General features: G+C 27.3%; 28 protein-coding genes and 1 riboswitch. Of the genes, 11 read left to right on the top strand and 17 right to left on the bottom strand.

Annotation, left to right across the window (positions count from 1 at the left end; all coding sequences use genetic code 11):
* Nucleotides 1-84 precede the first annotated feature (84 nt).
* Entirely contained in the window at nucleotides 85-822 is a 738-nt protein-coding gene (locus ACKU3H_RS10615; protein WP_320033830.1) for a DsbC family protein, read from the top strand.
* 14 nt (nucleotides 823-836) lie between these two features.
* Here the strand turns inward: ACKU3H_RS10615 and ACKU3H_RS10610 are convergent, their stop codons facing one another.
* Nucleotides 837-1,676, bottom strand: a complete 840-nt coding sequence (locus ACKU3H_RS10610) for an aldo/keto reductase (RefSeq protein WP_320033829.1) — start codon at nucleotides 1,674-1,676, stop codon at nucleotides 837-839.
* 258 nt (nucleotides 1,677-1,934) lie between these two features.
* Between ACKU3H_RS10610 and ACKU3H_RS10605 the strand changes: the two genes are divergently transcribed.
* The 4 genes from ACKU3H_RS10605 (at nucleotide 1,935) to ACKU3H_RS10590 (ending at nucleotide 5,814) form a co-directional block, all read left to right on the top strand.
* A complete protein-coding gene (locus ACKU3H_RS10605; RefSeq protein WP_320033828.1) occupies nucleotides 1,935-3,185 on the top strand; it encodes a ferritin-like domain-containing protein in 1,251 nt (416 codons plus the stop codon).
* An 8-nt stretch (nucleotides 3,186-3,193) separates the two neighbouring features.
* A complete protein-coding gene (locus ACKU3H_RS10600; RefSeq protein ID WP_320033827.1) occupies nucleotides 3,194-4,321 on the top strand; it encodes an acyl-CoA dehydrogenase family protein in 1,128 nt (375 codons plus the stop codon).
* 9 nt (nucleotides 4,322-4,330) lie between these two features.
* Nucleotides 4,331-5,161 carry a PhnD/SsuA/transferrin family substrate-binding protein gene (locus tag ACKU3H_RS10595; RefSeq protein WP_320033826.1) on the top strand — a complete coding sequence of 277 codons (831 nt, stop codon included), beginning with the start codon at nucleotides 4,331-4,333 and terminating at the stop codon, nucleotides 5,159-5,161.
* A gap of 107 nt (nucleotides 5,162-5,268) precedes the next feature.
* A complete protein-coding gene (locus ACKU3H_RS10590) occupies nucleotides 5,269-5,814 on the top strand; it encodes a GNAT family protein (RefSeq protein ID WP_320033825.1) in 546 nt (181 codons plus the stop codon).
* On the opposite strand, the gene ACKU3H_RS10585 is transcribed toward ACKU3H_RS10590, so the two are convergent.
* The 5 genes from ACKU3H_RS10585 to ACKU3H_RS10565 all read right to left on the bottom strand — a co-directional run bounded on the left by ACKU3H_RS10585 (nucleotide 5,803) and on the right by ACKU3H_RS10565 (nucleotide 9,457).
* Complete coding sequence (locus tag ACKU3H_RS10585; protein WP_320033824.1) at nucleotides 5,803-6,684, bottom strand: SDR family oxidoreductase; 882 nt, start codon at nucleotides 6,682-6,684, stop codon at nucleotides 5,803-5,805. The two genes, ACKU3H_RS10590 and ACKU3H_RS10585, sit on opposite strands and share 12 nt — an antisense overlap.
* Before the next feature lie 122 nt (nucleotides 6,685-6,806).
* Nucleotides 6,807-7,733 carry an AraC family transcriptional regulator gene (locus ACKU3H_RS10580; RefSeq protein ID WP_320033823.1) on the bottom strand — a complete coding sequence of 309 codons (927 nt, stop codon included), beginning with the start codon at nucleotides 7,731-7,733 and terminating at the stop codon, nucleotides 6,807-6,809.
* A gap of 185 nt (nucleotides 7,734-7,918) precedes the next feature.
* On the bottom strand, nucleotides 7,919-8,392 hold the full coding sequence (locus ACKU3H_RS10575; protein ID WP_320033822.1) for a nuclear transport factor 2 family protein: 474 nt from the start codon (nucleotides 8,390-8,392) through the stop codon (nucleotides 7,919-7,921).
* Between the two features lie 61 nt (nucleotides 8,393-8,453).
* Entirely contained in the window at nucleotides 8,454-9,008 is a 555-nt protein-coding gene (locus ACKU3H_RS10570) for a TetR/AcrR family transcriptional regulator (protein WP_320033821.1), read from the bottom strand.
* 101 nt (nucleotides 9,009-9,109) lie between these two features.
* Nucleotides 9,110-9,457, bottom strand: a complete 348-nt coding sequence (locus ACKU3H_RS10565) for a zinc ribbon domain-containing protein YjdM (protein WP_320033820.1) — start codon at nucleotides 9,455-9,457, stop codon at nucleotides 9,110-9,112.
* 128 nt (nucleotides 9,458-9,585) lie between these two features.
* Nucleotides 9,586-9,731: riboswitch (FMN riboswitch) on the top strand.
* A gap of 93 nt (nucleotides 9,732-9,824) precedes the next feature.
* Here ACKU3H_RS10565 and ribB point away from each other — a divergent pair.
* Together ribB and ACKU3H_RS10555 are read left to right on the top strand one after the other, a co-directional pair.
* On the top strand, nucleotides 9,825-10,457 hold the full coding sequence (ribB, locus tag ACKU3H_RS10560; RefSeq protein WP_320033819.1) for a 3,4-dihydroxy-2-butanone-4-phosphate synthase: 633 nt from the start codon (nucleotides 9,825-9,827) through the stop codon (nucleotides 10,455-10,457).
* 93 nt (nucleotides 10,458-10,550) lie between these two features.
* Nucleotides 10,551-10,967, top strand: a complete 417-nt coding sequence (locus ACKU3H_RS10555; RefSeq protein ID WP_320033818.1) for a DoxX family protein — start codon at nucleotides 10,551-10,553, stop codon at nucleotides 10,965-10,967.
* A 20-nt stretch (nucleotides 10,968-10,987) separates the two neighbouring features.
* Here ACKU3H_RS10555 and ACKU3H_RS10550 read toward each other — a convergent pair whose 3' ends face one another.
* The 7 genes from ACKU3H_RS10550 to ACKU3H_RS10520 are packed head-to-tail and all read right to left on the bottom strand — an operon-like array spanning nucleotide 10,988 to nucleotide 15,303.
* Nucleotides 10,988-11,455 (bottom strand): GNAT family N-acetyltransferase, encoded by a 468-nt coding sequence (locus tag ACKU3H_RS10550; protein WP_320033817.1) that lies wholly within the window; start codon nucleotides 11,453-11,455, stop codon nucleotides 10,988-10,990.
* Nucleotide 11,456: 1 nt separating this feature from the next.
* Complete coding sequence (locus ACKU3H_RS10545) at nucleotides 11,457-12,083, bottom strand: hypothetical protein (protein WP_320033816.1); 627 nt, start codon at nucleotides 12,081-12,083, stop codon at nucleotides 11,457-11,459.
* 8 nt (nucleotides 12,084-12,091) lie between these two features.
* The gene (locus ACKU3H_RS10540; protein WP_320033815.1) at nucleotides 12,092-12,541 is read right to left on the bottom strand and encodes a DUF2867 domain-containing protein; all 450 of its coding nucleotides are present in this window, start codon (nucleotides 12,539-12,541) and stop codon (nucleotides 12,092-12,094) included.
* A gap of 22 nt (nucleotides 12,542-12,563) precedes the next feature.
* Nucleotides 12,564-13,442, bottom strand: coding sequence for a DMT family transporter (locus ACKU3H_RS10535; protein ID WP_320033814.1), 879 nt, complete (start codon nucleotides 13,440-13,442; stop codon nucleotides 12,564-12,566).
* A 30-nt stretch (nucleotides 13,443-13,472) separates the two neighbouring features.
* On the bottom strand, nucleotides 13,473-14,093 hold the full coding sequence (locus ACKU3H_RS10530; protein ID WP_320033813.1) for a Crp/Fnr family transcriptional regulator: 621 nt from the start codon (nucleotides 14,091-14,093) through the stop codon (nucleotides 13,473-13,475).
* A 50-nt stretch (nucleotides 14,094-14,143) separates the two neighbouring features.
* Nucleotides 14,144-14,713, bottom strand: coding sequence for a GNAT family acetyltransferase (locus ACKU3H_RS10525; RefSeq protein ID WP_320033812.1), 570 nt, complete (start codon nucleotides 14,711-14,713; stop codon nucleotides 14,144-14,146).
* Nucleotides 14,710-15,303, bottom strand: coding sequence for a pyridoxamine 5'-phosphate oxidase family protein (locus ACKU3H_RS10520; RefSeq protein ID WP_320033811.1), 594 nt, complete (start codon nucleotides 15,301-15,303; stop codon nucleotides 14,710-14,712). Before ACKU3H_RS10520 ends, ACKU3H_RS10525 begins: the two co-directional genes overlap by 4 nt.
* Nucleotides 15,304-15,403: 100 nt before the next feature.
* Here ACKU3H_RS10520 and ACKU3H_RS10515 point away from each other — a divergent pair, with 100 nt between their 5' ends.
* The 3 genes from ACKU3H_RS10515 to ACKU3H_RS10505 all read left to right on the top strand — a co-directional run bounded on the left by ACKU3H_RS10515 (nucleotide 15,404) and on the right by ACKU3H_RS10505 (nucleotide 17,504).
* Entirely contained in the window at nucleotides 15,404-16,777 is a 1,374-nt protein-coding gene (locus ACKU3H_RS10515) for a PLP-dependent aminotransferase family protein (protein ID WP_320033810.1), read from the top strand.
* Nucleotides 16,778-16,965: 188 nt separating this feature from the next.
* Nucleotides 16,966-17,184 (top strand): cold-shock protein, encoded by a 219-nt coding sequence (locus tag ACKU3H_RS10510; protein ID WP_320033809.1) that lies wholly within the window; start codon nucleotides 16,966-16,968, stop codon nucleotides 17,182-17,184.
* 179 nt (nucleotides 17,185-17,363) lie between these two features.
* Nucleotides 17,364-17,504, top strand: a complete 141-nt coding sequence (locus ACKU3H_RS10505; RefSeq protein ID WP_320033808.1) for a hypothetical protein — start codon at nucleotides 17,364-17,366, stop codon at nucleotides 17,502-17,504.
* A 48-nt stretch (nucleotides 17,505-17,552) separates the two neighbouring features.
* On the opposite strand, the gene ACKU3H_RS10500 is transcribed toward ACKU3H_RS10505, so the two are convergent.
* Nucleotides 17,553-18,653, bottom strand: a complete 1,101-nt coding sequence (locus ACKU3H_RS10500; protein ID WP_320033807.1) for a GGDEF domain-containing protein — start codon at nucleotides 18,651-18,653, stop codon at nucleotides 17,553-17,555.
* A gap of 154 nt (nucleotides 18,654-18,807) precedes the next feature.
* Here ACKU3H_RS10500 and aldA point away from each other — a divergent pair, with 154 nt between their 5' ends.
* On the top strand, nucleotides 18,808-20,259 hold the full coding sequence (aldA, locus tag ACKU3H_RS10495; protein ID WP_320033806.1) for an aldehyde dehydrogenase: 1,452 nt from the start codon (nucleotides 18,808-18,810) through the stop codon (nucleotides 20,257-20,259).
* On the opposite strand, the gene ACKU3H_RS10490 is transcribed toward aldA, so the two are convergent.
* From ACKU3H_RS10490 to ACKU3H_RS10480, 3 genes are read right to left on the bottom strand one after another with little or no spacing between them, the layout of a single operon-like run.
* Nucleotides 20,256-20,717, bottom strand: a complete 462-nt coding sequence (locus tag ACKU3H_RS10490; RefSeq protein ID WP_320033805.1) for a GNAT family N-acetyltransferase — start codon at nucleotides 20,715-20,717, stop codon at nucleotides 20,256-20,258. The two genes, aldA and ACKU3H_RS10490, sit on opposite strands and share 4 nt — an antisense overlap.
* A gap of 14 nt (nucleotides 20,718-20,731) precedes the next feature.
* The gene (locus ACKU3H_RS10485) at nucleotides 20,732-21,361 is read right to left on the bottom strand and encodes a hypothetical protein (RefSeq protein ID WP_320033804.1); all 630 of its coding nucleotides are present in this window, start codon (nucleotides 21,359-21,361) and stop codon (nucleotides 20,732-20,734) included.
* Between the two features lie 48 nt (nucleotides 21,362-21,409).
* Entirely contained in the window at nucleotides 21,410-21,946 is a 537-nt protein-coding gene (locus ACKU3H_RS10480; protein ID WP_320033803.1) for an ORF6N domain-containing protein, read from the bottom strand.
* Nucleotides 21,947-21,957: the final 11 nt, after the last annotated feature.

The raw sequence follows: 21,957 nt of genomic DNA, 5'->3' as shown, positions 1-21,957 counted from the left end.
GTTTTTTGAATAATAATTAAAAACTTCACGTTTTCTAAACATTAACATTGTATTATGTTGCAAAATCTATATATAGGAATAAAAATGTTTAAACTTTTAAAGACGGCCTTAATTGCATTAGCAATGATAAGTGCTGCAAATGCAGCAAACCTTTTACCAAAAGAAAAAATCAATGAATTTCAAGATTTAACACTTTTTAAAAATGCTGGAATTACAATTGATAGAGGATTTGATGAAGGAAATGTTTATTTATTAAATATTACAGTTAGAGGAAAAGCACATAAAATTTATTTAACTAAAGACAAAAAATATTTAATTCAAGGTGAAATGGTAGATACAAATACAGGAATGCCTTTAATGATTCCAGATATGCCAGTTGATTTAAAACCAACAATTGGTAAAGAAGCTTTAACATTTGGTACAGGAAAAGATGAATATGTATTATTTACAGACCCAGAGTGTCCATATTGTAAAAAATTTGAGTCTTATTTCCATCAAATAGAAGATAAAGTTAAAATGAGAGTTTTCTTTTATCCATTACCTTTCCATAAAAATGCTAAAGATATCTCTTTATATATTATGAGTAAAAATGATTATAAAAGTCAAACAAAAGCTATGACGGAAACTACAAAAGATACAGCAGATTTTAAAAACAGAAAATACAAAGATGGTGAACTTGAAAAATTACAAAAAAATCTTGATGAACAAATGGCAATAGCTGCTAAACTTGGGATTTCAGGAACTCCATCAATATTTAATAAAGATGGTGAAAAAGTTTCATGGGTTAAATTACTTCAAAAATATGGAGTTGAGATAAAATAGATTGTTTTTACAATCTATTTTAGCAACTCTAAAATCTTTTTAATATCCTCTTTTTCTAAAGAAAACTCAAATATCTTTAAATCCTCAATCATATGCTCTTTTGTTGTTGTACCATTTAAAGGTATTATTCCAATTTGATTTAAAAATCTATAAAAAACTGATACATTCGTTCTTTTATATTTTCTTGATAAAGTAAAAATTAACTCACTATTTAAAATCTCAGGATTTGCAGTTAGAGACCAAAAACTTTCATATATAATCCCTTTTTCATCACACCATTGTCTAATTGTTTTATCATAAGATGTTTGGGCATAAAATCTGTTTTGAACTATAGCAGGTTTAATCTCTACTTTTTCATATAAATATTTTAATACATCTAAATCGTAACAATTACTAATCCCTAACTGCCCTACTTCTTTGTTTTTTTGAAAACTACTCATTGTATTCCATACATTTAGTAATTTGCTTCCAGGAAAAACTGGTGAATGTAAGATATAAGTATCTATGTAGTCTGTTTTTAGATTTTTCTTTGAAGTTTCAAATGACTTTTCAACTTGTAAAGAAATAGAATCGCTTTCTAAATAAGGCATATTATTCTTATCTTGCCCATCAATAGGAGTAAATTTTGTTTGAATATATAAGTCTTCTCTTTTTATCCCTTCTTTGTAAGCCTCTTGAATACCGTCACCAACTAAATCTTCTTGATAATGTCTTGGTTGACACGCAGTATCAATTCCTCTAAAACCACTTAATATTGCCTCTTTAACCAATGAAGCAGTTTTTTCTTTTTTCCAAGCTGTACCATAAATCATTTTAGGTACTTTTATATTATTAGTAGATAATGTATATTCCATTTTAAAACCTGTTTTATTTAATTATACAAAAAAATTCTCATAAGAAAATAGTATGAAGAATAAAAAATAATCTTTTTAGATTATATTTATATTAAATTAATACTTTAATTATAAAAAGTAAAATATTTTTTACTTTTTTAACTTTTTTCTTAAGATTATTTGATAAAATACAAAAATTAAGATCTCAGGCTGAGATTCCACCATAATTTTATATATTTTATCGGATGGCCAAAATTAAATCGATTTTGGAGATTCTTTTTGAATAATCTAAACCATTGTATATCAATTTTTACAGGTAACACTCCCCCATCAAAAGAACTTTTTCTAAAACTTGAAAATGCTTTTTTAGTTGCTGAACAACATTCAATTATAGAGATTGTCTCTATGAAAGCAAATATTGAAATTGAATTAAGAGGTTGGGCAAAACTACGAGGACATTTATATTTAGGTAGAGAAAGCCTTAAAGAACAATTCTCATATAAAATCCAGAAAATTGGGAAAAATAATTTTACTGGTAAGCCTTCATGGGGAAATAAAATGAAAGGCATAGAGAGTTCTAATCCTAAATTAAAAGATTTAAATCTAAGTGAAGAGATACTAAAAAAAGCTCCTGAAGACAATGGTCTTTTAACAAGAGGTATAGTTACACAAGAAGGAACTCCCTTTTATGATTTTGAATTATCTCACAAAGAACTTGTTTGGTCTGAACCTGTGTCAGTTTTATATGAAGAGGGTAAAAATCTTCAGTGGAATGCTACAACTGATATAGCTTGGAATGAGATTCCAAATCTTGATCCAGTTTTAGAAAAAGCTATATGCCAAATAATGACATATCTAGTAGAAAATGAATTTTCAGCTCTTTATATCCCTGGAAAATTTATTAGTAAAATAAACCCTTATTACATGGAAGTTCCCTTATTTCTGTCATCTTTAATGAATGATGAAGCAAGACATATAGAAGTTTTTACAAAAAGAGCAAATGCAAATGGAGGAGGATTTCAATACTCAAGTGAAGTTACTCAACGTTCATTGTATTCACTTTTTAAAGAAGAAGACTATATAAAAAGTTCTTTTTTACTCCATGTAATGGGCGAAGGAACGTTTGTTGACTTATTAAACTTCTTAGAAAAACATATGCCAGATGAGGCTACAAGAAAAATAATAAAACTAGCAAAAAGAGATGAGATGAGACATGTAGCTTATGGGATGGAACATGTAAAATCTGCAATTGAACAAAATCCAAAAAGGATAAATGCTCTAAAAAATACAGCATTTAAAAGAAAAGAGTTTATGGATGAGATTAATAGTGAATCCTCTATATTACTTGAATCTTTAGCAGTATTAGCAGGAGGAAGTGATCAGCCTGCTGATTATAAAAAAGGATTTGATTTAGTTGAAGAGTTAAAAGAAAAAATGAACTCTAACAGAATTAAAAGATTAATTGATATTGGTATGGATGAAGACTTAGCGAATGAAATCTCTAAAGTTCATACACCAAATTTTATGTAGGAAAACAAATGAACAATTTATATAATCAAATGATTGAGTTTGCAAAAGAAAATATTGCACCGTATACGGACTCTGTAGATAAATCTGCAAGTTTCCCAGTTGATGCTTTTGAAGCAATTAAAAAGAAAAAAATTACAGGACTAATGGTTCCTAAAGAGTATGGGGGAATGGGTCTAGGTTTTGAAGAGCATACACAAACAGTACTTGCATTTGCAAGTTATTGTGCAACAACTGCTTTATGTTATATGATGCATAATGTTGCAACAAATTGTGTAGTAACTCATGGTAGTGAAGAGATGAAACAAAAATACCTTCCAAAAATTGCAAATGGTGAGATAATGTTAGCATTAGCTTATAGTGAAAGTGGTACAGGAACTCACTTTTATAATCCAGAGATTAAAGTTACAAAAGAAAATGACCTATTTGTTATGAATGGAAGAAAAAGTTTTGTAACATCTGCTGAATATGCTGATTTATACCTTGTTGATGCTGCTAATCCAAATAGTGAAGACTTAGATAACTGGCTTGTTCCAAAAGATGCAGCTGGTGTTGTTTTCCAAGAATCAGCTTGGGATGGATTAGGTATGAGAGGAAATGCTTCTTGTCCAATGTTACTTGAAAATGTAAAACTTGACGAAAGTTATAGAATTGGGGAAGAAAAATCTGGACTTGATCAAATATTTAATACTGTTGGTCCATTTTTTATTATGGGTCTAGCAGCTGTTTATAGTGGAGTTGCAGTAAATGCGGCTAATACTATCACTGAATATTCAATGAGTAGAAAATATAGTGATGACACTTCTTTATGTAATATACCAACTGTACAAAATCATATTTCAGATATATATACAGATGCAGCTAGTGCAAAACACTTTACACTTTCAGCAGCAAGAAGTGTTACAAATGGGGATGCAGATGCACAAGCAAATGTATTAGCAGCAAGATTACACGCTTCTAAAGTAGCAGTTGATGTTTGTACAAAAGCTATGAAAATAGGTGGTGGAACTGCTTATGCAAAAAGAATTACTATTGAAAGATTATTAAGAGACTCTTTAGCTGCACAAGTTATGGCTCCTAGTACAGATGTAATTACAACATGGCTTGGAAAAGCTTTAACAAATCAACCACTAATGTAAGGAATAAAAATGAATAAACCTATAGTAGTAGGATCTGTTGCATATGATCCAAAAATCGTTACAATCTGGGATATTATTAGAGACTATTTTAATGATAATGGTGTAAGACTAGATTATATATTGTTTTCAAATTATGAAGCACAAATTGAGTATTTGTTATCAGGGAAAATTGATATTGCTTGGAATACTAATGTTGCTTGGGTTAGAACAAAAGAGTTAAGCCAAGGGAAAGCCCAAGCTTTACTTATGAGAGATACTGATATAGATTTTAAATCTGTATTTATCACAAAAGCATCTAGTGGAATTAAAACTATTCAAGACCTAAAGGGTAAAAAATTTGGTCTTGGAAGTGCAGATTCTGCTCAAGCTGCTATTTTACCACTTAAATATCTTGAAACTGAATTAAAAGATGAAATAAATGATGTAGATATCGTAAGATACAATTCTGACTTAGGGAAACATGGAGACACAGGAAGAAGTGAATTTGATATTTTAGATTCTATTCTAAATGATGATATTGATGCAGGAGCTATTGGGATTAGCTCTTGGATTAGAATGTTAGAAGATGGCATGTTTCCAAGTGGAGAAGTTGAATCTTTTTATGTAAGTGAAGGTTATTGTCATTGTAACTTTACTACATTAGATACACTAGATGAAAATGTAAAAAATACATTTATTGATATGATGTTAAAACAAGATCCAAATGATCCTATTATTAAAAAAATGATGGAGATGGAAGGATTAAACAAATGGGTTTTAACAAAAGAAGAAGAGTTAAAAGGTTATAAAATTTTAACCCAAGCAATGAGAGAACAAGATCTTATGAAAAATAACTGGTAGGAAAATCCTACTAGTTATTTATTATATTCTACTTTTTTAATATTTATTATCAATATTATAAAACTTTAAATAAAAAATAACTACACTTTTATAAAAAAGATTTATAAATGCACTATAGAATAATTGATAAAAATATAAAAGTATATTTAACAACTACCCTATTTACAGATGAATTATTTCATCTAACAAATAAAAATCGTAATTTTCTAAGTAAATGGCTTCCTTGGATAGACTCAATAAAAGAGCCAAACGATACTAATAGTTTTATCTTATCCCAATTAGAAAATCTTAAAAATATGAAATCACTACATCAAACAATATTTTACAAAGAAAGGATTGTTGGGGTATTAGCATATAACTCAATGGAAAATAAAACAGGTATTATTGGTTACTGGTTAGCAGAAGAGTTTAATGGAAAAGGTATAATGACAAAATGTGTAGAGGATTTGATTGAACAAGGATTTTCTTACTATAAACTTGAAAAAGTTGAAATAAGATGTGCAAAAGAAAATACAAAAAGCCAAGCAATACCTAAAAAACTTAATATGAAAATGGAAAGAACTATAAAAGATGCAGAAAAACTAAATGGAAAACTTTATGACCATTTAGTTTATTCTATAGATAAAAATAGCTTTTATCTATTAAAGAGCTAAAATATTTTCTTTATTTAAAATAGTCCATTCTTTTAATGTTAAAGGTTTTTTACCTGTTAATTTTTCAAAATCTTCACTTGTAAAATCTGAAAGATTTGTTCTATTATGCTCTTCAAAACCTGCTAACATATCTACAATCTCAGAAGGTACACCAAATGAAAGTAGTTGCTCTTTATAAGTTTTATTATCTACATGTATAACTTCAATATTTTTTCCTAATACTTCATTGAAAATTGCTGCACTTTCATCAACTGTTAAAGACTCTTGTCCACTTAGAGTATAAACAGATTTTTCATCTTTAGCTTTAACTAAAGCACTTGCTGCTGCATATGCTAAGTCAACTCTACTTAGTTGTGCAACTTTCCCATTTGCAACTGCACTTAACCATTTTTGTGTTTTAAAAGTATCCCCATAAAACTCAATATAGTTTTCAAAATACCAGTTATTTCTTAAGATTGTCCAATTAGCAATTGTACTATTTTTTAAAGCCTCTTCTGTAGCTTCATGCTCGTAAGCAAAACCAATAGGAGAAGTCTCAGGGTGTGGCATAGATGTATAAACAAGATGTTTAACCCCTACTTCTTGAGCTGCATTAATTGCATTTGTATGATACTCTTTTCTTTTTCCAATTTGGTCAATACTAATTAATAATAAATTTTCTACATCTTTAAATGCCTCTTTTAATGAGTTTACATCTTGAAAATCTGCTTGTCTAACTTCAACACCTTTATTTGCTAAATCTGATAATTTACTTACATCTCTTGTTGTAGTTACTAAATCACTTGGATTAACTTTTAAATCGTTTAATAATGCCTCAATTACTTTACTTGATAATTTACCTGCTCCACCAGTTACTAAATATTTTTTCATAATAATTCCTTTAAAAAGTCCCTTTTTAAAGGGACCAAAATTTAATGATTTCTTTTATCGATAGAAATAAATTCTATCTAAAGAAACAAATTCTAAAGAGAACAACGAGTTGTTCTTTTTTTCTATAATACATTACTAGGTAAAACTCTGAATTCTCCAGGAGGTTTACCCCAAAATTTTTTAAATGCCCTATTAAATGATACAACTGAATCATATCCAACAGTATTTGCAATCTCTGTTATTGTTTTTATTCCATTTTTCAAATCATCTGCTGCTAGATTCATTCTTAAAAAATTTAAATAGCTAATAGGACTAGAACCAACTTTTTTTGAAAAATGCTCACTAAAAGATGTTCTTGACATATCTGCTTGTCTTGCTAACTCTTCAACAGTCCAAGAGATTTCTGGGTTAGTGTGCATTTTTACAAGTGCATTCCCAATATTTTTATCCTGTAAAGCTAAAGCCCAACCAAGGTTTTCATCTTTTTTATCTATCCATTTTCTAATAGTTTCGATAACTAAAACCTCACAAAGCCTTGTAATAATAGCTTCACTTCCAGATAAACCTAATTCAACTTCAATATTCATCAGTTCAATCAATTTGTCTAACCAAGCTGTACAAACTTGCTCTTCTCTTTTTAAGTAAATAAAAGTTGGTAAAGCTTTAAACAATGGATGCCAAGATGGATTTAAACTCATCCCTCCACATATTAATACTGTTTTTTTACCAGAACTTCCTGCTTTTACTTGTAAGATATTTGTTTCATCTTTTGTTAAACTCAATTCTTCTAATTGTTTGATTTGAACACCATCATGACTTTGAAGGAAATGCCCTTTACCATTTACTGTCAAAACCAAATCGCCTTGTTTAAACTTATAAATTTCACCCTCTAAGGTTTTAAGTTCAAACTCCCCTTCAACCACATAATGAAATATCGCACCATTTGATGCTGGATTTTCAAACCCCCATGAACCATAGAGCTCTGAACGTGCATAAAAACTATTATTTATTCTTATTTCATTTAATATTGTTGAAAGGGTTGCTTTCATTTTTTGCCTTTGATTAATCATAAATTTTCTATAGAAACATACACTAAACTTTTCATTTGTTAAATGTATAGGGAAATTATATAAGATTATTTTTGTACTGTCAATGTCATATAGTACAACTTTATTAACATATCGTACGAATAGTGTAGAGTTTATACTTTTTAGATATTAACTCTATTTGAAGATTAAAGATTTAAATCAGATAAAGAAGGGAACTTTTCAGGTCTACTATTACCTTCCCAGTTAAGTTTCCTATCTTTGGCATCGATTTTCAAGTCATTGATACAAGCAAATCTTTTTTGCATTAAGCCATTTTTGGCAAACTCCCAATTTTCGTTCCCATAACTTCTATACCATTGATTGTTTTCATCTTTCCACTCATATGCAAATCTAACTGCAATTTTATTTTCTGTGTATGCCCATAACTCTTTACATAATCTATACTCTTTTTCTTTTGCAAATTTATTTTCTAAAAACTCAACTATCTCATCTCTACCATTTATAAATAAATCTCTATTTCTCCATTGTGAATCTTTTGTATATGCAAATGATATTTTATTTGCATCTTTTGAATTCCATGCATTTTCTGCCATTCTTACTTTTTGTACAGCTTCTTCATAACTAAATGGTGGAACTGGCGCTTTTATCTCTTCTTTCATCTCTTTTCCTTTTATATTTTATTTAACCAAACGATTGTTTGAATAGATAGGCAAAAAAATTTTAGACTAAATTTTTTAATTTTTTTCCAACATCTAAATAGATATCTTTATTGTCATATAGGTTCATCATCATAATAGCCCCTTGAGTCAATGATACATATTCTTTTGCTAGGTTTTTAGCATCTTCACTATAATGTCTATCTTTCAATATCTCATAAAGAGCATTTTCCCAAGCTGTAAAATATGTACGAATAACCTCTTTAAAGTTCTCATTTTCATGGGCAACCTCTAAAGCTAAATTTCCTAATAAACATCCACCTTCACTATTTAAAAAATAGTTATCAGTTTTTTTTACAAAATTATCCATTCTATCTTTAGGAGATGTGTTAGTTTCATATGCTACAGAAAAAATATTTTTTACAAAATACTCATGGATATACTTCAAAGACTCAATACCTATTTCATCTTTGCTTTTAAAGTGATGATAAATACTCCCTTTTATAAGACCACAAGCTTCTGCTATGTTTGCCATTGAAGTATTATAATACCCTCTTCTCTTAAAAAGACTTATTGATTCTGTAAGTATCTGCTCTGCTGATGTTTTCTTGATTGCCATTTATTTATCCAAACGATTGTTTGGTAAAATTGTAGTAGAAAAAATTATAAATGTCAAATTGATAAAATAATTTGACATAAAAAGGGCGAGAGCCCTAATTATTATTGTTTTTTTACAAACTCTTGTTTAAGTTTGATAGCCCCTACTCCAGGAACTTTACAGTCAATGTTATGACCATCATTACCCTCAACAAGTCTAATACCTTTGATTTTTGTACCAACTTTGATTCCAGATGAACTACCTTTTACTTTTAAATCTTTGATAACTGTTACATCATCACCATCATTTAAAATTGTTCCATTTGCATCTTTTACAACTAAAGTATCTTCATCTTCAGTATTATCTGCATCTTTTGACCACTCATGTGCACACTCTGGACAAATTAATAAACTTCCATCTTCATAAGTATATTCACTATTACATTTTGGACAATTTGGTAGTTGCTCCATTAATTTCCTTTAAATTTATTTTAGCTTGCAATTATAACATAAGTTAAATTACTAAAGCATAGTTAAAAAATCTATCAAAAAATAGATTTTTTCATTTTATAAGGTTTTATTAGTTAAGATTTCACAAATTTATTTCTCAGGGCAAGGTGAAATTCCTTACTGGTGGTAACTATACTTAATAGAAGTCCACGAGCGCTTTACATTGTGTGAAGGTCAAGCAGATTTGGTGAGAATCCAAAACCAACAGTTAAAGTCTGGATGAAAGAGAATATAAAAAGTTTTACTACTGTCAAACAAGTTAGGTTTGTATTACTTAAATATATCAGCCCTGATTCAATAAGTTAAATTCAATAAAAAGGATTAGCTAATGAATCAAAAAATCTTAAATTGGGATTTTAAAACAAATATTCAAAACGCTATAGAAGCACTTCAAAATGGAAAAGGTGTTGTAGTAACTGACGACAAAAATAGAGAAAATGAAGCAGATTTAATTTTTTATGCACATACTATAACAGAAGAACAAATGGCAATATTAATAAGAGAATGCAGTGGTATAGTTTGTTTATGCCTAACATCTCAAAAAGTTGAAGAGTTAGAGTTACCTATGATGGTAAAAGCAAATAATTCAAAATTTCAAACTCCTTTTACAATAACAATTGAAGCAAAAGAAAATGTAACAACAGGTGTTAGTGCTAAAGATAGAGTCACTACAATCAAAGCAGCTATAAAAGAAGATGGAATCAACCATATTGTTTCACCAGGTCATATATTTCCACTAAAAGCTAGAGATGGTGGAGTTCTTGAAAGACAAGGACATACAGAAGCTAGTATTGATTTGATGAAGTTAGCAAAGCTTGAACCTGTTGCTGTTTTATGTGAACTTACAAATCCAGATGGAACAATGGCAAAAAATGAAGATATAACAAATTTTGCAAAAAAATTTGATATGCCACTTTTAAGTGTAGAAGATATTATTAACTATAGAAGATATGTTGAATGATTATTAATAAACTATAGAATTATAAGATAAATAATAATCATTTTCAAAGAGAAAATAAAGTATTATTTTGACTATTACTTTATAGGAGGATTTATGAGGACGTTTGAAAACTTCTTAGGTAGAGTTTTAAGTGATAGCTTTGGAAAACTTGTATTAAGATTGACACTTGGTATTTTAATGCTTTTTCATGGTTATAATAAATATGTATCAGGAATAAATGGGATTCAAGGACTAGTTTCGAAAAATGGATTCCCAGAGTTTTTAGCTTATGGTGTTTATATTGGTGAGATTATTGCACCTATACTTATAATTATCGGTTTATACACAAGACTTAGTAGCTTTATTTTTGCATCTACTATGGGTGTTGCAATCTATTTAGCTCACTCATCTGAAATATTTGATTTAGGAAGATCTGGTGGTCTAGCAATAGAAACTCCATTGTTATTTATGTTTGGAGCAATTGCTTTAATGTGCTTAGGTGCAGGAAGATACAGCGTAGACCAAAAATAAAGAGAAGAGAAATCTTTTCTTTATTTTTCATATTTTTTCATTGGTTGAAATTTTAATTCTAGATAAAACTTTTCTTTATCACAAATTTTAAATCCTAAAGATTCATAAGCTTTTATCGCATATAAAGAAGCATTTACTTCCATATTGTTTGTATCAATATTTTCACAAACACAATTCCACAATCTCCTTGCAATACCTTGTTTATGGAAGTTTTTATCAACAAATAGATGAAATAGATGATTTTTATTTTTTATTGATATAAATCCTACGAGTTTTTTATCTTTTATATATACATAGTGAACAAAATTTTCACTATTGATTCTTTCTTCAAAACTTTTTACAGACAACTCATTTTTAAACCATTTTGGCATCTTTTCATCAAATAAATAGGCTTCCAAACTACTAGAAAGTTTACTTAAATCTAAAGCATCTTCTATTTTTGCCTCTTTTATATATTCATTTTCATTTATTGAAAAAAGTATTGACATTTTAGTTTTCTAAACTCATTTTAAAAAAGCCTGTAAAACCTGCATTGTCTTTAGTTAGTGTTTTATTTGCCTCTTTTTTTAAACTATCCAAAAACTTTTTATATCCTTTATAAAACTCAAATGTAGGTGTTGGTTTATATATAAGATTTTCTGTTTCAAAATAGTTTAATATATTTTTTGTGGTTGTTGGTTTTATAAAATACTCTTTTTTTCTATTAAAATAGTATGGAATAAGCGTTATTATAGTCCATTTTGCTAATCTATACTTTGATAAAATCTCAACCATTGTTTCTATTGCATTTTTTTTACTTCCATATAAAAAATCATAAATAGAGATAGAAAGCATATCTTTTTCATACATACCCATTTGATTTATTGCATCTCTTAATTTAGGTTTTTCAAATAATGATATTAAAGGAGATTTTGAAACAATTTTTAAAAAATTTGTACATACTAAATCTGGATTTGTAAAGTTACTTTTATCAAATAAAACTCTTACTTCTTCTTCAAATTTTTCTGATTTAAATCTTTTTATTATTTTTAAAATCTCTTCATCCTCAAAACCTTTTGGATAACTTTCTAAAAACTCGGCTTCTAAATCTTTTAACTTTTCAATATTTTTATTCAAAATCTTTCCTAAACTAATTCTTTTAATGATTTTTTTACAAGTATTTTATGCAAAGATTTAATTATATTCATATAAACTTTACCAAAAAAATTGTTGTATTTTACATAAGTAGATAAATAAATTTTTTTATTCTCTTTTTTCAAAACAATACAAAAATCAAGATGCTTATCTTTTTCTCCTGATACTATATAGTTGTCACTAATCTCATAGATTGTAAAAAGCCCTACTTTTTTCCCAACACTTATAGTATTTTCTTGATTAGTTGACTCAACACTTTTTATCTTAAAAAATGAAACTATTTTATTTCTTATTGACATTAAAACTACTACTAATTTTGATTTTTTAGATACAAGTTTTAAATATAACTCTTCAATATTTTTCTCCTCTTTTATTTGAGTAGAAAAAGTATCACTATAATCTATCTTTGATAAATAGTTTTTAATTATATATTCATTCATGAAATATTATAACGAAATTAGATTATTTTCTAAGTAAAAAATATGTAGCCAAAGAGGAGATTAAACAACCTAAAACAACATAAATATTACTAATTTCTTTATCATAGAAAAGATTCATTACTAAAACTATTACAGGATTTATATATACATATGCCATTACCTTATTTGGACCAATTACAACAGTAGCTTTTTGATATAAAAAAACAGTAAAAAGTGTAGCTGCAATACTAAGATATAACATATAATAAAAATATTCACCTTTTAGTTTTCCCCATTCTAAAGGAATATCTAAAACTAATAGTGTTAATCCCATCCAAAAGATTCCACCAAGTAGTGTTGTAAAAGTTAAAACTAAAGGTATATCATCACTTGTAGAAAAATATTTAACACTTATTGAATATAAAGCCATAGAAATAATTGCAATAAAAAACAGAGTATCACCTTTATTTAGACTAAACTCTAAAAATAACTGTAAATTGCCATTAAAAATAACTATTGAAGTACCAAAAATACCTATAATATATACAAATACTTTTTTTAATGGTAGCTTTTGTTTAAAAGCAAATATAGAGATAATAGCTGTTAATAAAGGCACCAAAGTAAAAAGTGTTGCCGTATTTAAAGCAGTTGTATCTTCCAAAGCTTTAAACAATAAAATAAAATATAATGAATAAAAAAGGCTTATTTTTAAACCTTTTGAAAAACTTCTTTTTATACTAGTTCTATATTTTGTTCTTAAAATAATTAGAGGTGATAATACCACAACAGCAATTACAAATCTACAAAGTGTTAAAGATATTGGATCAATAACTCCGGATAGCTTTCCTGAAATAATAAAAGATAAAGCTATTAAAAATGTTGCAATAAAAACCAATAAATGTGCTTTTATATTTTCGCTCATAATATTCCTTTTTCTGGAATAGTATTATATTTAATTTAATTTGTCATTTACATATGTTGATTTGAGCTTTTTTCGTATACGACTAAGCTGAGTAGGTGTAATTCCTAAATGGTTTGCAATATGGTGTTGAGGAATACGTTTTTCTATATTTGGATTATTTGTTATAAAATTTAAATATCTTGTACTAGCATCATCAAGGATTAGAGAAATCTCATTTTTTTCTTTTACTATCACCCAATTTTTTTCCAAATAGTTGATATAAAAATCTTTAAACTCTACATTACAATCAATTAGATTTCTATATTTTTCAAAATCAATATAAATCAAACAAGAGTCTTCTAAAGCCTCTATATTTAAATAAGAATCCTCTTTTGTGAGTAAAGAAACTTTTGAAGCAGAAAAGTAATTTTCACAAAAAAGATTTTTTGTATAGATTTGTCCATTTTCACCCAAATAAAAAGTTCGAAGTATCCCTTTACATATAAAGTAAATATATTTGGCCTTGGAGTAAGTATCTTGCAATATTTCACCCTTTTTTACTTCTTTAATAAAACTGATATTTATTAAAGCTTCAAAAGCCTCATCGCTAAACTTATGGTACTGATTACATACTTCTCTTAGTTGTTTGAAATACTCTTCATTTTTTTTCATAAAGAAATTATAATAAAATATTCTAAATTTATTGATAATTTAAATATCTATTAACAATAAGAAAGTACTTTTGATGTGTCATAACACAATTCATAATATTGATTATTGTTAAATTCAAACTCATTTACAACTTCAAGTCCTAGTTTTCTAGTATGAGCTTCATATGATCTTGGATTTATTTTATTTATAAAAGTTACTAAAATAGGATATCTTTTATTCATCTCTTTTCTTGCAAAATCAAAAATAAGCTTTAAAACATCAGTTCCTCTTACACTTTTATCAACACAAACTGGACCATATTGATATGAGTTATCTACACTTAAAGTCTCACCTTGAAACTTTATATTTGGTAAGTCTTTTATCATATGAACAAACATAGGCCAAGCAGACCAATATGCCCAAGATGCTGCCATAACATATGCTACTATTTCATCATCTTTTAAAGCTACAAATAAACCTTGCTCATCCTCAATTAGAGCTGTTAACTGCTCTTTTGAAAATGATGTAGTAATAAATCCATCTTTTTTGTCATCTTCATTTATTGTATCAACTTGATATCTTGCATGAAGTTTTAAAATTTGTTCAATATCTTCTAATTTTGCTAATCTACACTCAATCATCTATACTCCTTCATTTGTGTAATAGTTTCTTTATCTAAATCATAACCTCTATTTTCAAGATATTCTAATATCATATTAAATCTATCTTTTGGTAGGTTTTGACCTAATTTTAACTTTCCTTCAATATTATTTATTTTTAATTTAAATACCTCTGTGGCATTTATCATCTTTAAATATATTTTATCATCTAATGGAATATATTTCCCTTCAGGTTGCAATTTTTCCATTAATAAAGATAATGCTTTTACTTTTTCTTCATATTCATCAACAAATATAATCTCTCCATCACAAATAACTGATTTAAAAAAGTGTGTTGCTGGGCAAGCTAAATTATCTTTGCTACTAAAATAAGACTGAATAAGAGAAAATGGTTCAACTACTGAAAATGAAGCTAAACTATTTTCACTCATAAAATCTATTTTCTTACCTTTTTTAGCTCCATGAAAATATATATTATCTTCTGAATATACAAAATTTATAGGCAAACTATAAGGAACATTGTTTTTAGATAAAGCAAGTGTTCCGTATTCTACATCGGCTAATAATTTCTCAATTATATTTTTATCTTTTATTCTTACTTGAGCTTTCATTTCAACTCCTATTTGTTATTTTTAAAAAAGATGTGGTAGTATAACACTAAATTGTACTTGTTACAAGATACAAATTATAAAATTTTTATAGGGACAGTTTATGTATAAAATTGATCAAAATATTGAAAAACCCATTTATATTCAACTTTATGAAGCTATTAAAGAGGATATAAAAAATAATCTAAAAGCTGGAGAGAAACTACCATCTATTAGAAAAATGACTTTAGAATATAAGATTAGTAAAAATACAGTGCAAACTGCCTATAATCAATTGTATGCAGAAGGGTATATTGATAGTATTCCACAAAGTGGCTATTTTGTAAGTGAAGATTTATATGAAAACTTTGAAAAAGAGGAAAATGAAGAGTTAAATAATAACTTATGTGAAGAGTTAATTAAATATGACTTTTATCCAGCTTGCTTAAGTGATGATATTTTTCCTAAAAAAACTTGGTTAAGACTTTATAACAAAGTATTAAAAAGTGATTTAAATATGGGAATATACCATGACAGACAAGGTGATTTTGAGTTAAGAGAAGAGATATCTAAATATTTAGCAAACTCAAGAGATGTTAACTGTAATATTGAAAATATTGTATTAACTAGTGGTTTTGCTGATTCTATGTTTTTAATCTCAACTATCTTAAAAAACAAAATAAAAAGCATAGCTTTTGAAACACCAAGTTATAGGGTTGCAAGAAAAGTTTTTGAACAACACAGTTTTAAAATAGAAGAAATACCTGTAAACAAAAGTGGTATTAGTTTAAACAGTTTAAAAAAATCAAAAGCAGATTTACTTTACCTAACCCCTTCACACCAGTATTTTTTTGGAATAACTACGCCTATTGCAAAAAGAATTGAGATAATAAACTGGGCAAAAGAAAACAATGCTTATATAGTTGAAGATGATTATGATAGTGAGTTAAGTTACAATAATAGACCAATTCCTGCTATGCAAGGAATAAATAATAACCAACAAGTAATCTACACAGGTACTTTTTCAAAATCACTTTCCCCCTCAATTAGAGTTGCATATTTAGTTTTACCAAATAAACTACTAGAAATTTATAAAAAAGAGTTTGATTATCCTTTTTCAAATATTTCAATAGATATACAAAAAACTTTAGCTCTATTTATGAGAGAGGGATTTTGGGATAGGCATTTAAGAAAAGTAAGAACACAAAATAAAAAGAAACACGATATTTTAAAAGATAAGATAACTAGTTTATTAAAAAATGATGTAGAAATATTAAGAGATGGAAGTGGATTAAATATATTGATAAAACCTTTAGTAAATATTGATTTAAATAAATTAGAAAATGAATGCAAAAAAGAGTATCTAAAAATATACACAAGACAACTAACACAAAATGAACAAGTTTTATCAATGGGTTTTGGAGGTTTAAAAGAGGAGGAAATCAATGAAGCTATGAATATATTTAAGAAAATTTGGGATATTTGTAAATTTAATTAAAATATCTAATAAAAATTTGCTTTTTTTATTTTATTCAGATACACTGCGATTACTTAAAGAAAATTAGTACTTATACATTGTTTGCTTTTTTATTAACATTATACATTAATACATAACTCTCAAAATATTAAATCTGGTCAACTTTACTAAAACTTCACAATATGAAGTGATTACTTAAAAGGATTTCTATGTCAAATAGATACAACGGAACTGTAAAATGGTTCAATAGCGAAAAAGGTTTTGGATTTATCCAATTAGAAGATGGAACAAAAGATATTTTTGTTCATTATAGAGAAATTAATAACACAGGATATGGAAGAGTATCTTTAGATGAAAATCAAAAAGTTAGTTTTGTAATAGGTAACAATGCAAAAGGTGATTTTGCACAAAATGTAGAAGTTATATAACTTTTATTCACTTATCTTAAAATAAATATAAAGTTCAATAGATTATAAACATAATCTTATGAACTTTATCTACTCTATATTATCTAGATTCAATTTTTACAAAAATCTTTTCAATATTTAAATACGACACACTTTGACTATTATAATAAATAGTCTAACATACCAAAAAAAGGACAAGAATGTATATTCTAACAAACAAATATAAATATGAAGTATTTCAAAGACTTCTTACAGCAAGAGAAACTTTTGAAGTGGCATGCTCAAAATCAGGGCTTAGTAAACAAGAAGCAAAAAAACTATTAACTAAAGATTCATTTTAATAGATTCTATATCCATATGATTTGTAAGCTTATCTAATATAATTAAATTTATATTAGATCAACAATCTTATTTCTACCAGTATTTTTTGCTTCATATAAAGCACTATCTGCATTTTTATATAATTCTTCTTGTGTTTTTATATTATCTGTTAAATAACTTATTCCAAAACTTGCTGTAATTTTTATTTCATTTTTTTCATATTTTAATATACTATTTTCAATAATTTTTCTAAATCTTTCTATTGCATCTTTTACTGAATTTATATTTCCATATGTAAAAATTATACAAAACTCTTCTCCACCCATTCTTCCTACAAAATCTGTTTCTCTAAAATTTTCCATTGCAAGTTTTGAAACCATTTGAAGAACTTTATCTCCCGCATCATGTCCATATGTATCATTAACTTTTTTAAAAAAATCTATATCAAAAATACACATAGCTAAAAAACCATTATTGTTTTTTGATAAATTAAAAAAATAATTTATTCTTTCATCCATAAAACGTCTATTAAAAAGTTTTGTCAAAGGATCAATATTGGCTAGTTTTTTAAGTTTTTTATTCATATTAGATATATTATTTAAATGTTTATCGCTCTCATGTGTAAAGGTAGCAAACATTAAAATTGCTGTTAAAAATATCAAAAAAGTACTAAAATAAGTTATTACTTCAATATATTTTTCCATAGAAATAATAGGAGAATATAATACAAACCAGATTTCAAGAAAAATCCACAAAGGTATTCCCAAAAAAGTAAATATCCATTTTTTATTACCTATTTCGTCTCTGAAAAATATCAATGACATCCCAACACCAGGGATTAAATAGTATTGAAAGTTAAACTCTTTTCCAAATAGAATAGCTAAAGAACAAATAGATATATATGCAAATAGTAAAAAAACAACCCTAGAAGCAATATACTTTTTTTTGTAATTTAAATAATATGGAATAAGCATAACAAAACTGATAATTAAAAGAATAATAGATAAATTGTATGTTTTATTAAAAAATAAATCTAGAGAAATCATACTTAATATAAAAATAAAATTTACTAAAGAGATAATATTTACAAGTTTAATTTTGCCTGATAACCAAAGATCAGTATCTTTATTTATACCAATTTCAGTAATTGTTTTAATAATTTGTTTCATTAATTAGAGCCTAAAATATATTTGATCGGTATTCTATGCTATTTATTCTCATAATTAAATTAAGATTTTTTATATAAATAATTTATTTCATTAATAATTTATTTACTTTATAATTATAATATGATTATAAATCTAATTTTACAAGGAGGTTATTATGGCTGATTACAGAGTTTACAAAAATTATATAAATGGGGAATTTATCTCAAAAGATGAAACAATCCCAGTAATAAACCCTGCTGATAAGCAAGTTATCTCTTATATTCCAAAAGGAACAAAAGATGACGTAGAACAAGCGGTTAACGCAGCACATGAAGCACAAAAATCATGGGAAAAACTCCCAGCAATCGAGAGAGCTTCTTATCTTCGCAAAATCGCACAAAAGATTAGAGACAATGCAGATGTATTGGCTAAAACAATTACAGAAGAACAAGGAAAGCTTTTAGGTCTTGCTATGGTTGAAGTGAACTTTACAGCTGATTATATGGATTATATGGCTGAATGGGCTAGAAGATATGAAGGAGAAATCCTTCAAAGTGACAGACCGAATGAAAATATATTTTTATTTAAATTACCTATTGGAGTTGCTGCTGGTATTTTACCTTGGAACTTTCCATTTTTCCTAATAGCTAGAAAGCTAGCTCCTGCTCTTGTAACAGGAAATACAATAGTTATAAAACCAAGTAGTGATACTCCAAACAATGCATTTGAGTTTGCAAAACTAGTAGATGAAGTTGAACTTCCAAAAGGTGTATTCAATCTAGTATCTGGTTCTGGTTCAGAAGTTGGAGATTCTCTTGCAAGTAATGAAAAGGTTGGAATAGTAAGCTTCACAGGAAGTGTACCAACTGGTGTAAAAATCATGGAAGCTGCTGCTAAAAATGTAACAAAAGTTTCCCTAGAACTTGGAGGAAAAGCTCCTGCTATAGTTATGGGTGATGCAAATATTGATTTAGCAGTTGAAGCAATTAAGAACTCGAGGGTTATAAATAATGGTCAAGTTTGTAATTGTGCGGAAAGAGTTTATGTACATAAAAGTATAGAAAAAGAGTTTACAGAAAAGATGATAAAAGCTATGTCAGCAACTACTTATGGTGATCCACTAAAAGAAGAAGTTGATATGGGACCACTTATCAATGAAGCTGCTATAACTCATGTACAATCTTTAGTAGATGGAGCAAAAGCCCAAGGAGCTACAGTAGTAACAGGTGGAAATATTGCTTCTAGAACTGATGGTTTTTATTATGAGCCAACTGTTATTACAAATGTAAAACAAGATATGAAAATAATACATGAAGAGATATTTGGACCAGTTCTTCCTATAGTTACTTTTGAAACCTTTGATGAAGCTATAGAGATGGCAAATGACAGTGAATTTGGTCTTACCTCATCAATCTATACTCAAAATATTGATTTAGCTATGAGAGCTTGCAAAGAGATTAAATTTGGTGAAACATATATAAACAGAGAAAACTTTGAAGCTATGCAAGGATTCCACGCAGGTTGGAGAAAATCTGGTATTGGTGGAGCTGATGGTAAACATGGCCTTGAAGAATTCTTACAAACAAAAGTTGTGTATCTACAATACGATATGAATAAACAAGGTTAAGATAAATTAAGAGTTAGTGAATAGTTTACTAACTCTTGGTTTCCTTTACTAACTAAATTTTTTCTAAGCTCTTTAAAACCAAACTTTTCAAAAAATGGTTTGGCAGTTATACTTGCATCAACTCTTAAGGTTTTTATACCACTTTGTTTAGCAGTTTTAAAAATATGATTTAAAAGCTCTTTTCCTACACCTTTACCTTGATAGTTTGCATCAACATAAAAGCAATCAATATAATCCTCATAAAACTCTGTAAATCCTACATTATCTATAATGGCTAAATAAGGTTTTGTTTTACTTAGTCTATCATCCCAAGCCTTATAATCAATACTAGGATTTGCCCAAGCTTCTAGTTGCTCTTTATTGTAGTCTTTATTACAAGTCTTATGAATAGTATTTGTAAAAAGCTCTGGTATTTGTTTACTATAGTTTTTATTGTAGTTTATGATTAGTATATTCACTTTAAATCTCTTTACTAGTCCTTACAAATTTCTATTGCAATTTTTAAAAAACCTGTAAATGCTGCATTATCAAAATTTAAACTATCATCAACATTTACTTTCATCTCATCTAAATATTTTGAATACTTTTCATAAAACTCAAAACTAGGTTTTGGTTTATAAACTATATCTTTTATCTCTAAATAGTTTAAAATATTTTTTGTGGTTGTGGGTTTTATAAAATACTCTTTTTGTCTTTGCATACTATATGGAACAACACTTATAATAGTCCACTTTGCTAACTTATATTCTCCTAAGAACTCAACTAATCCTTCAAATCCCTCTTTTTTGTTTCCATGTAATAGTTCATATATCTCTATACTTAACATATCTTTCTCATAAGAGTTTAATGAAGCTATCATATCTCTTAGTTTCAATTTATCAAAGAGTGAAACCATAACAGACTTTTGAACAGTTTTAAAAAAAGATTCTACAACTAGATTTGGATTTGAGAAGTTTTCTTTTTTTAGGTTTTCTCTAGCAAACTCTTCAAGTTTTAGGGGATTAAACTTTTTCATAGTTGGAAAAAACTTTTCATCCTCAAAGCCTTTTGGGTATTGATATAAAAACTCCTCTTCTAGTTCTTTTAATCTTTTTAAATTCATTTACTATCCTATTTTAACTTTTCTTATAAAATCTGATTTTATCATATATTACTTATTTATTCTAAACCCCATAACTTTTTCTTCTGTCTCTTTTGTATCTTCAAGAATTTCACTTAAAATATTAAAAGCAGTTTTAATATGCTCAGTATTTTGATAAGTCTGTTCTCTTGTTAATCTTAAATCCTCTTTTAGATTTTTTAATTCTATTATTATATCCTTATAGGTAATAGCAAACTCTCTTAGCTTTGTAAATGTACGCATTATATTTATTGTAACTTCTGTAGCTACTTTACTTTTTAAAATAGTTGCTAACATATAAACACCTTGTTCTGTGAATACTTTGGGATTAGTTCTAGTTTTAGAAAATTTTGTGGTCGAAAATTTCGACCGCAAAAATTCAAACTCTTTTTCATTTAGTTCAAAATAAAAATCTTCTGGAAATTTCTCAGGATTGTTTTTAACAGCTTCATTTATTCTTTTTGTTTCTACTTCATATAGTAATGCTAAATCACTATCAAGCATAACTTTAAAACCTCTGATTTCATATATTTGGTTTTCTATTAATTGATTTGGTAAATTTTGCATAGAATCATTCC

Origin of the sequence: Halarcobacter sp. (genome assembly GCF_963675975.1) — a bacterium.
In the GTDB taxonomy this organism is placed as follows: Bacteria; Campylobacterota; Campylobacteria; order Campylobacterales; family Arcobacteraceae; genus Halarcobacter.
Note: the sequence above shows the minus strand (reverse complement) of the source record. Positions and strands in the feature narration are given on the sequence as shown.

Coding starts and splice junctions, on each gene's coding strand:
- ribB (WP_320033819.1), top strand. CDS start 9,825: ATGAATCAAAAAATCTTAAATTGGGATTTTAAAACAAATATTCAAAAC.
- ACKU3H_RS10590 (WP_320033825.1), top strand. CDS start 5,269: ATGCACTATAGAATAATTGATAAAAATATAAAAGTATATTTAACAACT.
- ACKU3H_RS10505 (WP_320033808.1), top strand. CDS start 17,364: ATGTATATTCTAACAAACAAATATAAATATGAAGTATTTCAAAGACTT.
- ACKU3H_RS10550 (WP_320033817.1), bottom strand. CDS start 11,455: ATGTCAATACTTTTTTCAATAAATGAAAATGAATATATAAAAGAGGCA.
- ACKU3H_RS10575 (WP_320033822.1), bottom strand. CDS start 8,392: ATGAAAGAAGAGATAAAAGCGCCAGTTCCACCATTTAGTTATGAAGAA.
- ACKU3H_RS10525 (WP_320033812.1), bottom strand. CDS start 14,713: ATGATTGAGTGTAGATTAGCAAAATTAGAAGATATTGAACAAATTTTA.
- ACKU3H_RS10615 (WP_320033830.1), top strand. CDS start 85: ATGTTTAAACTTTTAAAGACGGCCTTAATTGCATTAGCAATGATAAGT.
- ACKU3H_RS10555 (WP_320033818.1), top strand. CDS start 10,551: ATGAGGACGTTTGAAAACTTCTTAGGTAGAGTTTTAAGTGATAGCTTT.
- ACKU3H_RS10500 (WP_320033807.1), bottom strand. CDS start 18,653: ATGAAACAAATTATTAAAACAATTACTGAAATTGGTATAAATAAAGAT.
- ACKU3H_RS10580 (WP_320033823.1), bottom strand. CDS start 7,733: ATGAAAGCAACCCTTTCAACAATATTAAATGAAATAAGAATAAATAAT.
- ACKU3H_RS10530 (WP_320033813.1), bottom strand. CDS start 14,093: ATGAAAAAAAATGAAGAGTATTTCAAACAACTAAGAGAAGTATGTAAT.
- aldA (WP_320033806.1), top strand. CDS start 18,808: ATGGCTGATTACAGAGTTTACAAAAATTATATAAATGGGGAATTTATC.
- ACKU3H_RS10570 (WP_320033821.1), bottom strand. CDS start 9,008: ATGGCAATCAAGAAAACATCAGCAGAGCAGATACTTACAGAATCAATA.
- ACKU3H_RS10485 (WP_320033804.1), bottom strand. CDS start 21,361: ATGAATTTAAAAAGATTAAAAGAACTAGAAGAGGAGTTTTTATATCAA.
- ACKU3H_RS10600 (WP_320033827.1), top strand. CDS start 3,194: ATGAACAATTTATATAATCAAATGATTGAGTTTGCAAAAGAAAATATT.
- ACKU3H_RS10610 (WP_320033829.1), bottom strand. CDS start 1,676: ATGGAATATACATTATCTACTAATAATATAAAAGTACCTAAAATGATT.
- ACKU3H_RS10515 (WP_320033810.1), top strand. CDS start 15,404: ATGTATAAAATTGATCAAAATATTGAAAAACCCATTTATATTCAACTT.
- ACKU3H_RS10585 (WP_320033824.1), bottom strand. CDS start 6,684: ATGAAAAAATATTTAGTAACTGGTGGAGCAGGTAAATTATCAAGTAAA.
- ACKU3H_RS10565 (WP_320033820.1), bottom strand. CDS start 9,457: ATGGAGCAACTACCAAATTGTCCAAAATGTAATAGTGAATATACTTAT.
- ACKU3H_RS10535 (WP_320033814.1), bottom strand. CDS start 13,442: ATGAGCGAAAATATAAAAGCACATTTATTGGTTTTTATTGCAACATTT.
- ACKU3H_RS10510 (WP_320033809.1), top strand. CDS start 16,966: ATGTCAAATAGATACAACGGAACTGTAAAATGGTTCAATAGCGAAAAA.
- ACKU3H_RS10540 (WP_320033815.1), bottom strand. CDS start 12,541: ATGAATGAATATATAATTAAAAACTATTTATCAAAGATAGATTATAGT.
- ACKU3H_RS10520 (WP_320033811.1), bottom strand. CDS start 15,303: ATGAAAGCTCAAGTAAGAATAAAAGATAAAAATATAATTGAGAAATTA.
- ACKU3H_RS10480 (WP_320033803.1), bottom strand. CDS start 21,946: ATGCAAAATTTACCAAATCAATTAATAGAAAACCAAATATATGAAATC.
- ACKU3H_RS10595 (WP_320033826.1), top strand. CDS start 4,331: ATGAATAAACCTATAGTAGTAGGATCTGTTGCATATGATCCAAAAATC.